This is a genomic window from Haemophilus sp. 27098_8_127, assembly GCF_041433495.1.
GTDB lineage: Bacteria > Pseudomonadota > Gammaproteobacteria > Enterobacterales > Pasteurellaceae > Haemophilus_D.
The window spans coordinates 160,268-177,485 of the sequence record NZ_JAPWBP010000003.1 but is presented as its reverse complement, the minus strand read 5'-3'; the positions used below and the strand labels follow the sequence as shown (position 1 = coordinate 177,485).

The following is a 17,218-nucleotide window of genomic DNA, read 5'->3' as shown; positions in this document are numbered from 1 at the left end:
AGGAGCAGAAAAAGTACGGTCGTTTTCCAACTAGTTTTAAGAGAAAAAATATGTTAAAGATTTTTAATACCCTCACTCGTGAAAAAGAAGTGTTCAAACCTATCCATAAAGGAAAAGTGGGTATGTATGTGTGCGGCGTGACCGTTTACGATTTATGCCATATTGGCCATGGTCGTACCTTTGTATGTTTTGATGTGATTGCCCGCTATTTACGTTCTTTAGGTTACGATTTAACTTATGTGCGTAATATCACTGATGTGGACGATAAAATCATTAAACGTGCATTAGAAAACAAAGAAACCTGCGATCAACTTGTAGATCGCATGGTGCAAGAAATGTATAAAGATTTTGATGCGTTAAACGTACTACGTCCAGATTTTGAGCCTCGTGCGACGCATCATATCCCTGAAATTATTGAGATTGTGGAAAAACTGATTGCACGTGGTCATGCTTATGTTGCAGACAATGGTGATGTCATGTTTGACGTGGAAAGCTTTAAAGAATACGGCAAATTATCGCGCCAAGATCTTGACCAATTACAAGCCGGTGCACGTATTGAAATTAATGAAATCAAGAAAAATCCAATGGATTTCGTGCTTTGGAAAATGTCGAAAGAAAACGAACCAAGCTGGCCATCGCCATGGGGTGCTGGTCGTCCAGGTTGGCACATTGAATGTTCAGCGATGAACTGTAAACAACTTGGTGAACATTTTGATATTCACGGCGGTGGTTCTGATTTAATGTTCCCGCACCACGAAAATGAAATTGCGCAATCTTGCTGTGCTCATGGTGGTCAATATGTGAATTATTGGATCCATTCTGGCATGATCATGGTAGATAAAGAAAAAATGTCGAAATCCCTCGGCAACTTCTTCACTATTCGTGATGTATTAAACCACTACAATGCAGAAGCGGTGCGTTATTTCTTACTAACAGCACACTATCGCAGCCAGCTCAACTACAGTGAAGAAAACCTGAATTTAGCACAAGGTGCATTAGAACGTTTGTACACCGCTTTACGTGGCACCGATCAAAGTGCGGTTGCTTTTGGTGGTGAAAATTTTGTGGAAGCCTTCCGTGAGGCAATGGATGATGATTTCAATACACCGAATGCCCTTTCTGTCTTATTTGAAATGGCTCGTGAAATCAATAAATTGAAAACTGAAGATACAGAAAAAGCCAATGGTCTTGCTGCTCGTTTACGTGAATTAGCGGGTATCTTAGGTTTACTTCAACAAGATCCAGAAAAATTCTTACAAGCGGGCTCTGACGATGATGAAGTCGCAAAAATTGAAGCGCTCATCAAACAACGCAACGAAGCGCGTGCTGCTAAAGATTGGGCTGCTGCAGATGCGGCTCGTAATGAACTCACTGCAATGGGAATTGTGTTAGAAGACGGCCCTAACGGCACGACGTGGCGTAAACAATAATCTCACTTTGATACAAAAACTGCGGTCAAATTGACCGCAGTTTTTCTTTTAAGAAGAAAGCATTACATTTTCGGTTTTTCCATTGTTTTTGCTTTTTTCTTCATTTCTTTTGCTTTCATTTCTTTTGTTTTCATATCATCAGATTTCATTCCTTCTGATTTCATATTATCCATTTTCATGTCGTGAGATTTCATATCATGAGATTTCATCATCCCATCAGATGCCATTTTGTCATTTTGCATTGGCATAGCGTCTTTTGTCATCGGCATGGAATCTTTTGTCATCGGCATGGAATCTTTTGTCATCGGCATGGAATCTTTTGCCATCGACATTTCATTAGATTTCATATCGGTCGCATAAAGACTGGTTGCGAAGAAAAGTGCAGCAATAGCAGTAAAGGTTGTTTTTGAAGTAATATTTTTCATTTTGAATCTTCCTTAATTTGTGAATAATTAGCATTGGATGGAAAGGTTTCCCCTTTCATTATCATTAGACGAATGAGAAATCTATTTCTTACACTTTTTTCAAGGAAAAAATATGGAAACTGGAATTTCCAATAAAGACTTGGCTCAAATTAGAGAGCAAATGCTGAAATTTGCCACATTACAGGTGGGCGATTCTGTATTAGCTGAAGATTTGGTGCAAGAGAGTTTTTTAAGTGCATTTAACCATCTTGAGCAATTTAAACGACAAGCGGCATTTAAGACCTGGGTCTTTGCTATCTTAAAAAATAAAATCATTGATTTTCTTCGCCAGAAAGGCAAATTAGTGCTAGAAACCGAAATTGAAGATGAAGAACAAACTAATCATTTCTTTGATGAAGGGGGCCACTGGAAAGCTGAACATTCTCCACTCGATCTCGAACTGAGCGAAAGTGCGGTCTATTCTGAAGAATTCTGGCTGATTTTTGAAACTTGCTTAACTTGCCTGCCAGCCAAACAAGCCAAGATTTTTATGATGAGAGAGTTTTTGGAATTATCTTCCGAAGAAATTTGCCAAGAAAATCAACTAAGCATAAGTAACTTGCACACGACACTCTATCGTGCTCGCTTACAACTTCAAAACTGCTTATCTCATAAACTTTAAGGAGTGATTTTATGAAATGTCGCCAAGCGACTCGACTCATTTCAGATGCGCAAGAACGCTCATTAATGACTAAAGAAAAAATTGGGCTCAATTTGCATCTTGCCATCTGTACACATTGCCGTAAATTTCAACGAAATTGTGGCACATTGAGAAAATTAATGAAGGATTTCAAAGGATAAAAAAGCGGAAGAGAACTTCCGCTTATTACTCTATTACTTCGCCATTAATGCTGTTGCACGTGAAATCACTTCTTTGACTTCATCATCCGTCAATTTACCTTCTTTCACAAATTGCACCTTGCCGGTTTTATCAAGCAAAATAATCACGCTGTCTTTTTCACGTAATCCCCACGCATTTTTAACCGCACTTTTATCATCTAAAATCACTTGGCTATGGGCATTTTCTTTTTTGCCTTTTTCTGCGCTACTTTTCACAAACATACCCGTGCCCACAACGGCATCATCAGCATTAATAATGGTCGTGGTTTGATATTTGGCTTGGTTAAAATGAGCTGCTTTGATGGCTTCGATCATCGCTTGATTTTTCTCTTTTGCCGCACTTCTGCCTGCAATATGCTGAATCACACGGACTTTGCCAGGTAATGCCGTTGAGCTCCACGATTTATACGCTACATCATTGCCATTTAAAGTGATTTCGCCTTTATCCGAAACCGTTACATTGGCTAAAAGTTGATTTGGTTGGATATTGTGCGCGAATGCATTGATTGAGATTAAACTGCCCATCACTGCACTCAAAAGCATGACTTTTTTCATAAATACCTCATAAATTCCGTGAAATTGCCCATTTTTTGGCGAACAGTCACTTTTTTGTTATACTCCGTGCGCATTATACTTTGCTTAAATCAGATAAAGAAGGAAAAAGAAATGGATCAAATGCCAGCTTGCCCAAAATGTAAAGGTGAATATGTTTATCACGATTCTGTGAATTTTGTTTGCCCTGATTGTGGCAATGAGTGGAATGGTAACGAAACAGTTGAAGCCGATGAAGATCAACTAATTGTTAAAGACAGCAACGGTAACTTGTTAGCCGATGGTGATGATGTGCTTTTAATTAAAGATTTAAAATTAAAAGGTTCATCTGAAGTGTTGAAGAAAGGTACTAAATTCAAAAATATCCGTTTAGTTAACGGAGATCACAACGTCGATTGTGGAAAAATCATGTTGAAATCCGAATTCTTAAAAAAAGCTTAAGAATTCACAATAAAAAGAGCGGTCGATTTTAACGTTGTTTTAAATCGACCGCTCTTTTTTTATTTTCGTTATACCTTCGCAGGTTTCACAATTTCACTTGGATAACAACCAAGCACTTTCAGATAATTACTGAATTGCTTAAGCTCCTCCAAGGCAATTTGGGTATCTGGATGATGAATGTTTCCTTCAATCTCCAAATAGAACATTTCTTCCCAAGGTTTGCCATAAATTGGACGAGATTCAAGCTTGGTCATATTAATACCGTGCTTTTTAAACACAAGTAAAGCATCCACTAGGGAACCCGCTTGTTGCGATGTTGTCATCAACAATAAAGTTTTTGTGTGAATTTGTGGTGAAACTTCACGAGCTTGTTTGGCTACCACAATAAAACGAGTAATGTTGTTTTCTTGATTCGCAATATTATGCTTTAACACATGTAAGCCGTAAAGCTTACCACCATCTTCATTACCTAATGCCGCAATATTCGGTTTATTCAAGCTTGACACAAGCTGCATTGCATGAGAGCTACTTTCGCAAAACTCAATATGCACACGCTCAAGACTTTGAATAAATTGACTACACTGCTGGATCACTTGTGGATGGCTATAAAGCGTATCAATTTTGCTTAAATCATCTTGCTCATTCACTAAAACACAGTGCTTGATAGGATAAGCCAACTCGCCCACCAAAGATAAGGTGGTATGTTGAAGCAGATCATAAACTTCATTAATTGCACCTGACGTGGTGTTTTCTAAAGGCAGTACACCATAATCAGCTTCTCCACTTTCAACCTTTTCAAAAATTTGAGCAAAGGAGTCACAACTGATTTCAGCAAACTGCTGATTATAACGAGCCGCATAATTACGCGCAGCCAAATTAGAGTAAGAACCACGCTTGCCTAAGAAAGCAATATGTAACGTTTCTTCTCGTTGCTCATTGAGCTTTTTCTGCAAATACACTTGCTGTGTGAGCACAGAATCTTCAATGATCTTTTGGAAGACTGACGTAATATACTGTGGTTCAAGCTGATAATTTTGACTTTCAGCAAACTGCACAAGCTCTTGTAAGAGTTGTTGCTCCCGCTCTAAATCACGCAACGCTTTTTGCGTCACTTCTTTACTTCTTACTACATCATATGCCAGGCGGTGACGCTCTGAAAGCAGCTTTAACAAGCTGCGATCAATTTGCGTAATTTGCTGACGAATTTCTGATAAATCTAATGCCATTTCATTCCTTATTTAAAGGTTACTTCATTATGAGGGGTGTATTTTTCAGCATTAATAGGTGAATTTTTCTCAAAAAATTCTTTTAAAACATCCGCATCAATAAAACCAGTATTTACGAAAGTTGGATTTTTTGTCATGACTGGATAACCATCTCCACCCGCCGCATTATAGCTTGGTACAGAAATACGGTAAGTTTTATTTAAATCCAATGGTTTGCCTTGAATTTTCACATTTTCAACTTTCTTATCCGCACGATTTACTGTCATGCTGATACCTGAGTATTGTGCATAAGCACCAGAATCCACTTCTTTCAATGCCACCACATTTAAATAATCTAGTAATTCTTTACCAGTTAATTCAAAATAGCTCACAATATTACCAAATGGATGGATTTTTAAAATATCTTTATAAGTTACATCACCTTCTTGGATAGAATCACGAATACCACCTGAGTTCATGATACCAATGTCTGCTTTCGCTTTTTGACGTTGTGCTTCTGCAATTAAGTGACCAAGGTTAGTTTGTTCAAAACGGATGATAGTACGATCGCCTTCTAACTTACCTTTTAGTTTACCCACTTTTTGGCTTAATAACGCATCGCCTTTATCTTGGTAAGTTTTTAAAAGTTTTTCCATTTCTGGATCTTGTGGAATCTCTTCGGCATAGTTCACATATTCTGTTTTACCATCTTCTTTTTTCACTTTTTTCTTCAAGTTCACTGGAATTAATTGATAATTCACTAATTTTAATTCGCCATTTTTGAACTCAAAGTCTGCACGACCAACGTATTTACCCCATTCAAATGCTTGCATAATCCAAGTACCATTTTGGAAATCTGGTTTACATGGCTGAGTTGGTTGATAATCTTTAATCCATACGCCTTTATCATCCACACAAATCGGATCATGGCTATGGCCACCGATAATCATATCGAATGCGCCTTTATCTAAATTACGTGCAAGGCTCACATCACCCGGCGCATTGGAACCATGTTTCGCATCATAATAATAGCCCATATGTGTTAAAGCAATTTTTACATCTGGTTTAACTTTTTCATTTAGCTCTTTTAATGTGGCTTTTGCTACCGTTGTTGGATCTTCAAACTTCACATTGTGAAGGTATTCTGGGTTACCTAATTTTGCAGTATCTTCTGTGGTTAAACCAACCACTGCAATTTTAAGATCTTGTTTATTTAAAATCGTATAAGGCTTAACTAAGGTTTTACCTGTTTTCGTATTAATCACGTTTGCAGATAAGAATGGGAAGTTTGCCCATTTTTCTTGCATATCAAGAATTTGTAGTGGATTATCAAACTCGTGGTTACCTAATACAGTTGCCTCATAGCCCATTGCGTTCATTGCTTTAATGTCAGGTTCTGCTGTTTGCATATCTGACTCAGGTACACCAGTGTTAAAATCACCCGCATTTAATAAAATGAGTGAGCCTCCTTTTTGCTCGACTTCAGCTTTTACGCGATTAACAATTGTTTTGTGAGCAGGAAAGCCATATTCACCTTTTGCATTCGGCCAAAAATGTCCGTGCGTATCATTAGTGTGCAATATGGTAAATTGATAGGTTTTGCCCTGTTCATATGCCATTGCAGCAGAAGTTGCTAGCACAAGAGGAAGCACGGTAAATAATTTTTTCATATAAAAATACCTCTATTTTTGACCGCTCTTTACCTTCGCATAAAACAAAAATAACAGAGCAAGATGGGAAATAAAAAAGCTATACTCCCGAAAGAAGTATAGCTTTTCAACAAAACATTGTTAGATGAGTACCTGTGCAGGTGCAACATAACCTTGTGGAACTTGTTTCTTATCTTCAAAGGTAACAAATTCCCATGCTTCCTGATCGGCAAGTACAGCACGGAGTAACTTATTATTTAAACCGTGACCAGATTTATAAGCTTTGAAATCACCGATGATGTTATAGCCACACATATACAGATCGCCAATCGCATCAAGCATCTTGTGACGAACTAATTCATCTCTGAAGCGTAATCCGTCTTCATTTAAGATACGGTAATCATCTAATACGATAGCATTATCTAGGCTACCACCCAACGCAAGACCTTGAGATTGAAGATACTCAATATCTTTCATGAAACCAAAGGTTCTTGCACGACTAATTTGATGTACGAATGCTTGTGCAGAGAAATCCATCACATAATTACGTACATTTTTACTAATCGCAGGATGATTAAAGTCGATTGTGAAATCTAAACGGAAACCATTGTAAGGTTTAAATTCTGCCCATTTATCACCGTCTTCTACTCGTACATTTTTCTTAATACGAATAAATTTCTTCGGTGCATTTTGTTCTTCAATACCTGCATCTAAAAGCAGGTAAATAAATGGGCTTGCACTACCGTCCATGATTGGAATTTCAGGTGCATCAACTTCAATAATAATATTATCGATACCTAAACCTGCTAATGCTGAGTTTAAGTGTTCTACGGTTGAAACACGCACACCTTGTTCATTCACAAGTGCAGTACAAAGCATTGTATCGCGCACTGAATCCGCATTCGCAGGGAAGGTTACTGGCGGATTAAGATCGGTACGGCAGTAAATCACACCAGTATTTGGCATAGCCGGACGCAACGTTAACGTTACTTTTTTACCGCTATGTAAGCCTACACCTGTGACTTTAATGCTTTGTTTTAATGTTCTTTGTTTAATCATCTCTTTTACCTTATTGCTTCACAACAAGATTACTTCTACTCTTATTTCTCATCACGACCAAATGATGCCGGATTAAAGAAATTAGGATTATTTCTTAACTGTTCTAAACGGCTTGGATCAAGCGGTTTATTTAAGTTACCGTATTGTGGATTTTGTTCCTGTACTGGTTCTGGCTGTGGATTATGTCTTAATGCATCTAAACCATGTAAACCAACTGGCGGTTGTGGCTGAATTGTTTCTTGCGCTACAGGTTGTTGAACTGGCGCTTGTTGTACAGCTGCTTGAGGACGAGCAATCACTACTGGCTCAGCCGCAACAACATCACCTAAACCTGTTGCAACGATCGTTACACGAATTTCATTGCTCATTTCAGGAACTAAACTGGTACCCACAACGATAGTTGCATCTTCTGATGCAAAACTACCTACTGTGTCACCTACCACGTTAAATTCGTCAAAGCCGAGATCCATACCTGAGGTAATATTAACAAGGATACCCTTAGCGTTAGAAAGATCGACTTTTTCTAATAAATCATTTTTAATCGCAAGACGCGCTGCTTCTTCTGCACGACCCGCACCAGGTTCACTTTGAGCAGAGCCGAAACCAATCATTGCTTGGCCCATTTCCGACATAACGGTTCTTACGTCAGCAAAGTCCACGTTGATTAAACCCGGAGAGGTAATCATATCGGAGATGCCCATGACAGAGTTACGTAATACGTCATTTGCAGCAGCAAAAGCATCAATTAATGTTGCATTTTTCGGGAGAACTTTTTGAATTTGTTGGTTAGGAATGATGATCATTGAATCCACATATTGTGAAAGATCTTTAATCCCTAATTCAGCAAATTGCATACGTTTTTTGCCTTCAAAGCTAAATGGCTTAGTAACAACAGCAACAGTTAAAATGCCTAATTCTTTCGCTACTTTCGCAACGATTGGTGCCGCACCAGTACCTGTACCACCGCCCATACCGGCTGCGATAAAGACCATGTCTGCACCTTCAAGCATTTTACGGATTTCTTCTTGGTCATCTTCAGCCGCTTTACGACCTACATTTGGGTTTGCTCCCGCACCAAGACCTTTCGTTGTTGCCCCACCAATTTGTACAGTTTGTTGAACTTGGCTTTTGCGTAATGCTTGCGCATCGGTATTCACCGCATAGAATACGATCTTACCGTGTTCATCGCTATCAATTGCACTTTCGCCCAAGAAATTACCATTGAATTCTTGTTGCACCATGTTAGCAACCATGTGGTTAACCGCGTTACCGCCGCCTCCACCAACACCGACAACCTTAATCAGTGCACCGGTTTGCTCTTCAAAATCACCATACTCTGGGTATAACATTTGCTGTTCTCCGTTACTGCTAATACTCTGCTAGCATATTAATAAAAGTTAAATCTTTCTTATTGTAAATGAAAAAGCCAAAATTATCAAAATTCTGATTTCACTTTATTGAAAATATTTTTAAGGCCTTTCCAGAATTTTCTGCCAACACCTTCATCACCATAGTTACTATCTACAGGATCATTATCACTATTTTGATGATGATATTGTAGTAATCCGACTACAGTTGAATATTGCGGGCGATTTACATAATCCGTTAAGCCTGTAATATTCAATGGACTACCAATACGCACTTGGCAACCAAATACATTCGAAGCACAATCTTTTAAGTCTTCAATTTGTGCACCACCACCGGTAATAACGACACCAGCAATTAATTCAAATTTAATATGTTTGCTTTCTAAATCTGCTTTAAGCTTATCTAATTCGTCCTTAACAACGCCTAATAGTTCAATATATCTTGCTGAAGTGATTAAAGATAAATCACTTTTTGTTAAAGCACGTGGCGCTCGACCACCAATACTTGCCACTTCAATTTTTTTATCGCCATGTAGACGCGCTGGATACAATGCACTTGCATAATTCACTTTAATACGTTCGGCTTCTGCACGAGAAACGGTGCATGCATGAGCAATATCATTCGTGACAATATTGCCCGCATAAGGAATAACCTTGCTAAAGCGTAATGAACCATTGGTATAAACCATCACATTCATAGTACCCGCGCCAAAATCGATTAAGCACACGCCTAAGTCTTTTTCATCTTCGGTTAAAACAGAATGCGTTGCTGCAAAGCCGGAGAACACGACTTTATCAACTTGTAATCCGCAACGTTCAACTGCTTTTTTCAAGTTATTTTGCCAGTCTTGGTGACAAGCAATTAGGTGCACATTTGCTTTTAAACGGACGCCTTGCAAACCTAATGGATTTTTAATATTAACTTGTTTATCTACCGCGTATTCTTGAGGAATAATGTGTAATAAAGAAAGGCCTTCGGGTAATTTTACTGAGCTCGCTGTATGTAAAGCATCATCAATTTCATCTTGAGTCACTTCATTATCAGAAATAGCAACAAAACCGCTCTCATTCAGGCTTTGAATATGTTCACCCGTAATTGCAAGAGTCACACTCATAATTTGGCAATCAGCCATTGATTCAGCCGCTTCAATAGCACGTTGGATAGAGTTAACAACGGCATCTAAATCAGTAATACTGCCACGATCAATCCCTTTCGATGGACAACTACCCACGCCAAGTACATTTACTACGCCATCAGGAAGCACTTCCCCAACAACAGCAACAACTTTTGATGTACCAACTTCAAGACCTACAATGACTTTCGGTTCCAACTCTTTTCCCATTTTCTTATTACACCTAATGAATTATTTTATTTCTCTGTCAATCCAACCGCTGCTGATGCAGATGCATAGCGTAAATCTACATAATCAATTCGTTTACCTTCAGGCACTTCAATTTGTGGGTAAATCGTTACAAATCGATCTAATTTTGGTTTCCAATCTCCGCGCCCAAGTTTCAATACTATATCATTATCTAGCGTAACTTGCCATGCACCGCGATCATCAATTCGAACACCTTTAACCACTAAATTTTTGGCTTTAAAATCAGCGAAAATTTGATTCCAAGCTTCTAATACTTTCAAACTTTGATAATCTGGGCCACCTAAATAAGGTAAAGCTTTTTCTTTTAACTTATCCATCGGTAATTGGAAAACCGTTCCGTCTTTTGTAACGAACTCTGTTTTATTCCAAATTGCAACTGGCTGATATTCTGATAGCCAAATACTTAAACGATTTGGCCAAATTTTACGAACCACCGCACCTTTTACCCAAGGAATGGTTTCAAGCTGCTCTTGAATTTGCTTAACGTCTTGTCCCCAGAAGCCTTTAAGTGAACCCATTTTGAGCAATACGTCTTGCACATCTGGATAAGTGGTAAATTCATTTTGGCCCACTAATGCATAGGCAGTGATTTTTCTATCACCGTCTAAGCTTTCAAGCCAATTTTGCCAGTTTGAATAAACGAAATACCCTAACCCAGCACAAAGTAACAGCAAAGCAAGTTTAATCTGCAACATAAAGCGGAATTTACTTTCTCCGTTAGATGAGCGACCAAATTGCGTTGGCGGTGTATTTTTGCGCTTAATTACATTCATTACGCACTCAACTCCAAAATTTTCACTACGAGTTGTTCAAATGAAATACCGACTGTTGACGCAGATTTAGGGAATAAACTGTGACTTGTCATACCAGGGTTTGTGTTTACTTCAACTAAACGGAAATTACCTTGTGCATCGGTCATTACATCAATGCGACTCCAACCACGACAACCCACAACGTCATAAGCACGTTTAACTAATTTCGCTAATTCTTGCTCACGTTCAGCTGAAAGACCCGCCGGGCAAAAATATTGAGTGTTATCTGAAATATATTTCGCATCATAATCATAAAACTCACCTTCTGGCACAATGCGAACAGCAGGCAATACTTCGCCACCTAAAACAGGCACAGTTAATTCATCGCCAGCTAACCATTCTTCAATCAAAATGGTGTTATCAAATTTAAGTGCATAATCGACCGCACTTTTTAATTCTTCAACTACTTTTACTTTCGTTAAACCGACACTTGACCCCTCAAGAGACGGCTTAACCATTAAAGGTAAACCTAATTTTTCGACCACGGCTTGTGGGTTTAGTTCGTGAGCGTTTTCTTTGGTCACGATCTCCATATCGGCAACAGGTAAACCAAAGGATTTCCATAACATTTTAGTACGCATTTTATCCATGGTTAACGCTGAAGCCATCACGCCACAACCAGTGTAAGGCAAACCGATTTGTTCTAATAAACCTTGCATGGTGCCATCTTCACCACCACGACCATGTAAAATGTTAAAGACACGATCAAAACCATCAGCCTTTAAATTCGCGACATTATATTCTTTAGGATCGACACCATGTGCATTATAACCTTGGCTCACTAATGCGTTTAACACGGCTGCGCCAGAATTAAGAGAAACTTCACGTTCAGCTGATGTGCCGCCTAACAACACAGCAATTTTTTCTTGTTTTAAATTCATTGTTTTATCCTGTTTTCTTTTTATTCTTCATCAAAAGTGCGGTTATTTTTCGGTGTATTTATGCTTTCCAACGTTCAGCTAAACCACGAGAAATTTTGCTTACACTTCCCGCACCTTGGGCAAGAATTAAATCACCATCTTGAATAATTTGATCTAATACATCGCCAAGTTGTTCCGTATCAGAAACTAAAATTGGATCGACTTTTCCTAGATTACGAATAGAACGACAAAGTGCTTTACTATCTGCACCGACAATTGGCGCTTCACCTGCCGCATAAACGTCTAACATAATCAATGCATCCACTTGGGATAATACTTGCACGAATTCATCAAATAAATCGCGAGTACGTGAATAACGGTGAGGCTGGAAGATCATGACAATACGTTTATCTCCCCAGCCTTCACGGGCTGCTTTGATTGTTACATCAACTTCTGTTGGGTGATGGCCATAATCATCCACTAAGCGTACTTTACCATTTGGACGAATAAACTCGCCTAATTGGTCAAAACGTCTGCCCGCACCTTGGAAATCAGCAAGCGCTTCTAAAATCGCTTCATTGCCAATGCCTTCTTCTTTTGCTACTGCAAGTGCCGCCGTCGCATTTAACGCATTATGTTTACCTGGCACATTCAATAATACATTGATGCGTTCACCACTTGGGCAAACTACGGTATAATGGCCTTGGAAACCAGTTTGTTCATAATCTTCGATACGATAGTCTGCGTGCTCGCTGAAACCATACGTTAACACTTGACGTCCAACTTGAGGAACAAGTTCCATTAACACCGTATCATCTGCACACATCACCGCTAAACCGTAGAACGGTAAGTTATGTAAGAACTTCACGTAAGTGGCTTTCATCTTCTCAAAATCACCACCGTACGTATCCATATGATCCGGTTCAATATTGGTTACCACAGAAACCATAGGTTGCAAGTGTAGGAAAGATGCATCACTTTCATCCGCTTCTGCGATTAAATAACGGCTTGCACCTAAATGCGCGTTTTTACCGGCAGATTTAACTAAACCACCATTAACGAAAGTTGGATCCAGTTTCGCTTGAGTATAAATCATCGAAATCATGGCTGTTGTTGTGGTTTTACCATGGGTACCAGCTACTGCAATACCATGACGGAAACGCATAATTTCAGCCAACATTTGTGCTCGCTGAATCACAGGAATACGATTTTGTTTAGCGGCAATTAATTCTGGATTATCTTCATGGATCGCACTTGATACAACAACGACACTTGCCCCTTTCACATTTTCCGCTTGGTGACCAATGAAAATTTTTGCGCCAGCTTGAGCAAGACGCTGAGTCACAACACCATCTGCAATATCCGAACCAGAGATATCATAACCTTCATTTAATAAAATTTCGGCAATCCCACTCATACCGGCGCCGCCGATACCAATGAAATGAATTTGTTGAACCCGACGCATCTCAGGGATAATCTTTCTAATTTCGTCCGAAATATGTTTCATATTATTTCACCTTTATTTTTAACCGCACTTTTAGGTTGCGAGTTTATTACCACCCTCTCAACCTCTCTATTCTTATTTCGCGTTTTCTACAATGACATCAGCTACACGTTTAGCTGCCAATGGGGCCGACATTTCTTTTGCCTTAATAGCCATCGCTAGCAAAGTTTCACGATCTGTTTTTTCTAAGAAATCGACTAACACATCCGCATTTAATTCATTCTGCTGAACAATTTTTGCTGCGCCTACATCGGCAAGATATTTAGCATTTAAATATTGTTGTTGATCTTTATGCTGGAATGGTACAAAAATTGCTGGTGTCCCCACTGCTGCTAATTCACATACCGTTAAAGCACCAGAACGACAAATCACCACATCCGCCCAGGCGTAGGCCTCCGCCATATCATCAATAAATTCTGTAATTTTAACCGAATCGGCATGTTCACCATAAAGTGCAGTCACACTTTCAACAGAACCTTTACCCACTTGATGACGCACTTCTAGTTTATCTGCCAAACGCGCTACTACTCGTGGAATCGTTTGATTGAGTACGCGAGCCCCTTGGCTTCCACCCACGACAAGTACTCTCAATTTTCCGCTTCTTTCTGAAAAGCGAGCTTGTGGTGATGGCATTTCAAATAAATCTTGGCGAACTGGGTTTCCTACAACTTCGGCATCTTTGAATGCAGTTGGAAAAGCTTGTAATACACGTGTCGCTATTTTAGCCAACCATTCATTGGTTAAGCCTGCTACGGCATTTTGTTCATGTAAAATAACTGGCACACCGCAAAGTTTTGCAGCAATACCACCTGGACCAGACACATAACCGCCCATGCCTAATACCGCATTGGGTTGATATTCTTGAATAATTTTACGAGCTTGCAATACTGCTCTTAAAATAGCAAAAGGTGCACCTAGTAATGCTTTAATCCCTTTACCTCGCAACCCTGAAATTTGAATAAAACGAATAGGAATGCCATGTTTTGGTACAAGCTGTGCTTCCATGCGATCTTTTGTACCTAACCAGCAAATTTCCCAACCTTCTTTTTGTAAGGTTTGAGCAACAGCGATGGCAGGAAAAACATGTCCACCAGTACCACCTGCCATAACTAATAATTTTTTACTCATAAATATCCCTAATCATCTCTCAAACGTGCTTGACCACCACGTTGTAATCTATTTTCATGGTCAATACGCAATAAAATGCCCACGGTTGCCGACATAATAATGATACTTGAACCACCGTAACTCACTAATGGGAAAGTTAAACCTTTTGTTGGTAACATCCCTAAGGCCATGCCTAGATTGACAAAACCTTGGAAGAAAATCCAGAAACTAATACCTAAAGCAAAAAAGCCACGGAAACGTTGTTCTAACATGAGTGATTCACGTCCGATTTTCATCGCACGGAAAATCAATAAACCTAAAAGAATGACAACAACCAAAATACCAATAAAACCGAACTCTTCACCAATAATCGCCATGATAAAGTCAGTATGTGCTTCAGGAAGGTAATCGAGTTTTTGAATGGAGTTACCAAGTCCTTCCCCACTAATTTCACCACGACCAAACGCCATCAAAGAGTTAGTCAGCTGGAACCCTGTTCCGTAAGGATCTTTAAACGGTTCTAAGAAACCGGTAAAACGTTTTAAACGATAAGAGGCAGAGAGAACCAGCCATACAAAGAGTAGTATGCCTGTACCAATTAGCAAAATAAATTGCCAAAAATTCGCACCAACAATAAAAAGCATACCGAAAGTGATCACAAATAGTACCACTGTACTCCCTAAGTCAGGTTGAGCGAGTAAGAATACACCTAATACGCCCATCACAATGAAAGGCTTAGCTGCACTGAATTTTTTACCACGTACTTCATCATAACGACGCGTAAAATAGCTCGCCAGGAAACAAGTTAAAGCTAGCTTAGCAAATTCTGCAGGCTGGAAATTTAAAATCCCTAAAGAAATCCAACGTTTAGCACCATTAACAGAAGTCCCGATACCAAGAACCAGTATTAATAAAACAATAGCTAACAAGAAGACTTTTGCGTGCCACTTTTCCCATTGAGAAGAAGAAATCTGGAGGGTTAAATAACAAGTTGTTAAAGAAAGTAAGACATAAACGGCATCACGTTTAGCAAAATAGAATGTATCATTAAATACGCGTGCGCTGTAAGGCATCGAAGCAGAAGTTACCGCAACTAAACCAATCAGCAATAGCACGACAAAAAGCCAAAACAATGCGCGATCGTAAAGTAATCCTTGCGGTGTCACTCTCGCCCATTGTTCATAATTTTGTTTAATTTTATTGATAAATTCCATTACTACCCTAATTCTTTAAGTTAATTTTGCTAAACGAGTAAACTCTTCGCCACGTTTTTCAAAAGAGGCAAACTGATCCAAACTTGCACAAGCTGGAGATAATAACACCATATCGCCTGATTTTAAATGCGGACGTAAAAATGAAATGGCTTGTTCCATGGTTTCAAACAAATGGCTTTGACTTGAAAGTGCCGCAAGTTGTTTGCCATCACGGCCAAAGCAATACGTTGAAATATGAGGTTGGTTGATTAAATCAGCGAGTTCAGAAAAATCCGCACCTTTACCATCACCGCCTAATAAAAGGTGTAACGTTCCCTCAACATATAACCCTGCCAATGCTGCAACGGTGCTACCTACATTGGTGGCTTTAGAATCATTAATCCAACGAATGCCATTCGCTTGATGGGCTAATTGGAAACGATGATCTAAGCCTTTAAATTGACGAAGTGCGGTACGAATTGCCTCTAAATTTATGCCTACTGCTTGTGCTAATGCTGTTGCAGCTAAAATATTCATGTAATTATGACGACCAACTAAAGTCGCTTCATCACAAGGTAAAATGACTTCCTCTTTCGCCATTAAGTACTGTTTACCGTTTTCGGTTTTTAGCCAGTAATCCGCTTGATTTTCAGCAAAAGACACAACCTTCTTAGCTTGATTTTCACCTTCGCCAAACGTGAGTTTGTCTTCTAAATTCACTACTGCGGTTTCTGCATTGTGGTAAATGCGTAATTTTGCTTGGCGATAATCTTCTAAATCTACATAGCGATCCATGTGATCTTCAGTCACATTAAGCACAGTCGCTGCAGCCGCTTTCAAACTATAAGTGGTTTCAAGTTGGAAACTGGAAAGTTCTAATACATAAAGATCGCAATCTTCATTTAATAATGACAACGCAGGGATACCAATGTTTCCACCCATTCCGACTTTTATTCCGGCCGATTTCGCCATTTCATAAACTAATGTTGTCACGGTGCTTTTACCGTTAGAACCGGTAATTCCTACAATTGGCTTCGTTGCTGCTCGGCAGAATAATTCAATATCTCCAATCACTTCTACGCCTGTCGAAAGTGCGGTCTGAATTTCAGGTGTTTTTACCGCGAGTCCTGGGCTAATGACAATAGTATCGCTTTCAAGTAACCATTGTTGATTTAGACTACCCGTGTGTAAAGGAACATTTTTAGGTAATTGCTCTGCTCCCGCTGGATGTTGACGTGTATCAATCACACGGATATTAGCTTGTTGAGATTGAAGATATTCAACGCAAGAAAGGCCTGTTTTTCCGAGGCCTATGATGGTGATAGTTTTATTTTGATATAGAGTTGTCATTTT

Annotated in this window: 17 protein-coding genes; 4 read left to right on the top strand and 13 right to left on the bottom strand. The window is 39.2% G+C overall.

Features of this window, described 5'->3' with window-relative positions:
* Window positions 1-50 precede the first annotated feature (50 nt).
* Window positions 51-1,430, top strand: coding sequence for a cysteine--tRNA ligase (gene cysS, locus O3746_RS05200; RefSeq protein ID WP_049366230.1), 1,380 nt, complete (start codon window positions 51-53; stop codon window positions 1,428-1,430).
* 62 nt (window positions 1,431-1,492) lie between these two features.
* Here the strand turns inward: cysS and O3746_RS05195 are convergent, their stop codons facing one another.
* Window positions 1,493-1,855, bottom strand: coding sequence for a hypothetical protein (locus O3746_RS05195; RefSeq protein ID WP_111304428.1), 363 nt, complete (start codon window positions 1,853-1,855; stop codon window positions 1,493-1,495).
* Window positions 1,856-1,967: 112 nt separating this feature from the next.
* Between O3746_RS05195 and O3746_RS05190 the strand changes: the two genes are divergently transcribed.
* Together O3746_RS05190 and O3746_RS05185 are read left to right on the top strand one after the other, a co-directional pair.
* Window positions 1,968-2,516, top strand: coding sequence for a sigma-70 family RNA polymerase sigma factor (locus O3746_RS05190; protein WP_049366227.1), 549 nt, complete (start codon window positions 1,968-1,970; stop codon window positions 2,514-2,516).
* A gap of 11 nt (window positions 2,517-2,527) precedes the next feature.
* Complete coding sequence (locus tag O3746_RS05185) at window positions 2,528-2,695, top strand: zf-HC2 domain-containing protein (RefSeq protein WP_049366225.1); 168 nt, start codon at window positions 2,528-2,530, stop codon at window positions 2,693-2,695.
* Window positions 2,696-2,728: 33 nt separating this feature from the next.
* On the opposite strand, the gene O3746_RS05180 is transcribed toward O3746_RS05185, so the two are convergent.
* The gene (locus tag O3746_RS05180) at window positions 2,729-3,289 is read right to left on the bottom strand and encodes a YtfJ family protein (protein ID WP_371447953.1); all 561 of its coding nucleotides are present in this window, start codon (window positions 3,287-3,289) and stop codon (window positions 2,729-2,731) included.
* A gap of 111 nt (window positions 3,290-3,400) precedes the next feature.
* Between O3746_RS05180 and O3746_RS05175 the strand changes: the two genes are divergently transcribed.
* A complete protein-coding gene (locus O3746_RS05175) occupies window positions 3,401-3,727 on the top strand; it encodes a zinc ribbon domain-containing protein YjdM (RefSeq protein WP_005699889.1) in 327 nt (108 codons plus the stop codon).
* A gap of 68 nt (window positions 3,728-3,795) precedes the next feature.
* On the opposite strand, the gene pheA is transcribed toward O3746_RS05175, so the two are convergent.
* The 11 genes from pheA to murD all read right to left on the bottom strand — a co-directional run bounded on the left by pheA (window position 3,796) and on the right by murD (window position 17,215).
* Window positions 3,796-4,953, bottom strand: a complete 1,158-nt coding sequence (pheA, locus tag O3746_RS05170; RefSeq protein ID WP_070868835.1) for a prephenate dehydratase — start codon at window positions 4,951-4,953, stop codon at window positions 3,796-3,798.
* An 8-nt stretch (window positions 4,954-4,961) separates the two neighbouring features.
* Window positions 4,962-6,602, bottom strand: coding sequence for a bifunctional UDP-sugar hydrolase/5'-nucleotidase UshA (ushA, locus tag O3746_RS05165; RefSeq protein ID WP_049384408.1), 1,641 nt, complete (start codon window positions 6,600-6,602; stop codon window positions 4,962-4,964).
* A gap of 120 nt (window positions 6,603-6,722) precedes the next feature.
* Window positions 6,723-7,640 carry a UDP-3-O-acyl-N-acetylglucosamine deacetylase gene (gene lpxC / locus O3746_RS05160; protein ID WP_371447949.1) on the bottom strand — a complete coding sequence of 306 codons (918 nt, stop codon included), beginning with the start codon at window positions 7,638-7,640 and terminating at the stop codon, window positions 6,723-6,725.
* A gap of 41 nt (window positions 7,641-7,681) precedes the next feature.
* Window positions 7,682-8,989 (bottom strand): cell division protein FtsZ, encoded by a 1,308-nt coding sequence (gene ftsZ, locus O3746_RS05155; protein WP_197559245.1) that lies wholly within the window; start codon window positions 8,987-8,989, stop codon window positions 7,682-7,684.
* An 86-nt stretch (window positions 8,990-9,075) separates the two neighbouring features.
* Window positions 9,076-10,350: a cell division protein FtsA gene (ftsA, locus tag O3746_RS05150; protein ID WP_197559244.1), complete on the bottom strand. Its 1,275-nt coding sequence runs from the start codon at window positions 10,348-10,350 to the stop codon at window positions 9,076-9,078.
* Window positions 10,351-10,376: 26 nt separating this feature from the next.
* A complete protein-coding gene (locus O3746_RS05145) occupies window positions 10,377-11,162 on the bottom strand; it encodes a cell division protein FtsQ/DivIB (RefSeq protein WP_197559243.1) in 786 nt (261 codons plus the stop codon).
* Window positions 11,162-12,082, bottom strand: a complete 921-nt coding sequence (locus O3746_RS05140; protein WP_197559242.1) for a D-alanine--D-alanine ligase — start codon at window positions 12,080-12,082, stop codon at window positions 11,162-11,164. The genes O3746_RS05145 and O3746_RS05140 overlap by 1 nt, the downstream gene beginning before the upstream one ends.
* Before the next feature lie 58 nt (window positions 12,083-12,140).
* Window positions 12,141-13,568: a UDP-N-acetylmuramate--L-alanine ligase gene (murC, locus tag O3746_RS05135; protein ID WP_197559241.1), complete on the bottom strand. Its 1,428-nt coding sequence runs from the start codon at window positions 13,566-13,568 to the stop codon at window positions 12,141-12,143.
* Between the two features lie 72 nt (window positions 13,569-13,640).
* A complete protein-coding gene (gene murG / locus O3746_RS05130; protein WP_371447945.1) occupies window positions 13,641-14,693 on the bottom strand; it encodes an undecaprenyldiphospho-muramoylpentapeptide beta-N-acetylglucosaminyltransferase in 1,053 nt (350 codons plus the stop codon).
* Window positions 14,694-14,701: 8 nt separating this feature from the next.
* Window positions 14,702-15,886: a putative lipid II flippase FtsW gene (ftsW, locus tag O3746_RS05125; protein ID WP_371447943.1), complete on the bottom strand. Its 1,185-nt coding sequence runs from the start codon at window positions 15,884-15,886 to the stop codon at window positions 14,702-14,704.
* A 15-nt stretch (window positions 15,887-15,901) separates the two neighbouring features.
* Window positions 15,902-17,215 (bottom strand): UDP-N-acetylmuramoyl-L-alanine--D-glutamate ligase, encoded by a 1,314-nt coding sequence (murD, locus tag O3746_RS05120; RefSeq protein WP_371447941.1) that lies wholly within the window; start codon window positions 17,213-17,215, stop codon window positions 15,902-15,904.
* Between the last annotated feature and the right edge of the window lie 3 nt (window positions 17,216-17,218).

Bases quoted from the DNA above. Each gene is read 5' to 3' on its own strand.
- O3746_RS05185 (WP_049366225.1), top strand. From the start codon at position 2,528: ATGAAATGTCGCCAAGCGACTCGACTCATTTCAGATGCGCAAGAACGC.
- ftsA (WP_197559244.1), bottom strand. From the start codon at position 10,350: ATGGGAAAAGAGTTGGAACCGAAAGTCATTGTAGGTCTTGAAGTTGGT.
- murG (WP_371447945.1), bottom strand. From the start codon at position 14,693: ATGAGTAAAAAATTATTAGTTATGGCAGGTGGTACTGGTGGACATGTT.
- cysS (WP_049366230.1), top strand. From the start codon at position 51: ATGTTAAAGATTTTTAATACCCTCACTCGTGAAAAAGAAGTGTTCAAA.
- lpxC (WP_371447949.1), bottom strand. From the start codon at position 7,640: ATGATTAAACAAAGAACATTAAAACAAAGCATTAAAGTCACAGGTGTA.
- pheA (WP_070868835.1), bottom strand. From the start codon at position 4,953: ATGGCATTAGATTTATCAGAAATTCGTCAGCAAATTACGCAAATTGAT.
- O3746_RS05175 (WP_005699889.1), top strand. From the start codon at position 3,401: ATGGATCAAATGCCAGCTTGCCCAAAATGTAAAGGTGAATATGTTTAT.
- O3746_RS05140 (WP_197559242.1), bottom strand. From the start codon at position 12,082: ATGAATTTAAAACAAGAAAAAATTGCTGTGTTGTTAGGCGGCACATCA.
- murC (WP_197559241.1), bottom strand. From the start codon at position 13,568: ATGAAACATATTTCGGACGAAATTAGAAAGATTATCCCTGAGATGCGT.
- O3746_RS05180 (WP_371447953.1), bottom strand. From the start codon at position 3,289: ATGAAAAAAGTCATGCTTTTGAGTGCAGTGATGGGCAGTTTAATCTCA.
- O3746_RS05145 (WP_197559243.1), bottom strand. From the start codon at position 11,162: ATGAATGTAATTAAGCGCAAAAATACACCGCCAACGCAATTTGGTCGC.
- murD (WP_371447941.1), bottom strand. From the start codon at position 17,215: ATGACAACTCTATATCAAAATAAAACTATCACCATCATAGGCCTCGGA.
- ushA (WP_049384408.1), bottom strand. From the start codon at position 6,602: ATGAAAAAATTATTTACCGTGCTTCCTCTTGTGCTAGCAACTTCTGCT.
- O3746_RS05190 (WP_049366227.1), top strand. From the start codon at position 1,968: ATGGAAACTGGAATTTCCAATAAAGACTTGGCTCAAATTAGAGAGCAA.
- ftsW (WP_371447943.1), bottom strand. From the start codon at position 15,886: ATGGAATTTATCAATAAAATTAAACAAAATTATGAACAATGGGCGAGA.
- O3746_RS05195 (WP_111304428.1), bottom strand. From the start codon at position 1,855: ATGAAAAATATTACTTCAAAAACAACCTTTACTGCTATTGCTGCACTT.
- ftsZ (WP_197559245.1), bottom strand. From the start codon at position 8,989: ATGTTATACCCAGAGTATGGTGATTTTGAAGAGCAAACCGGTGCACTG.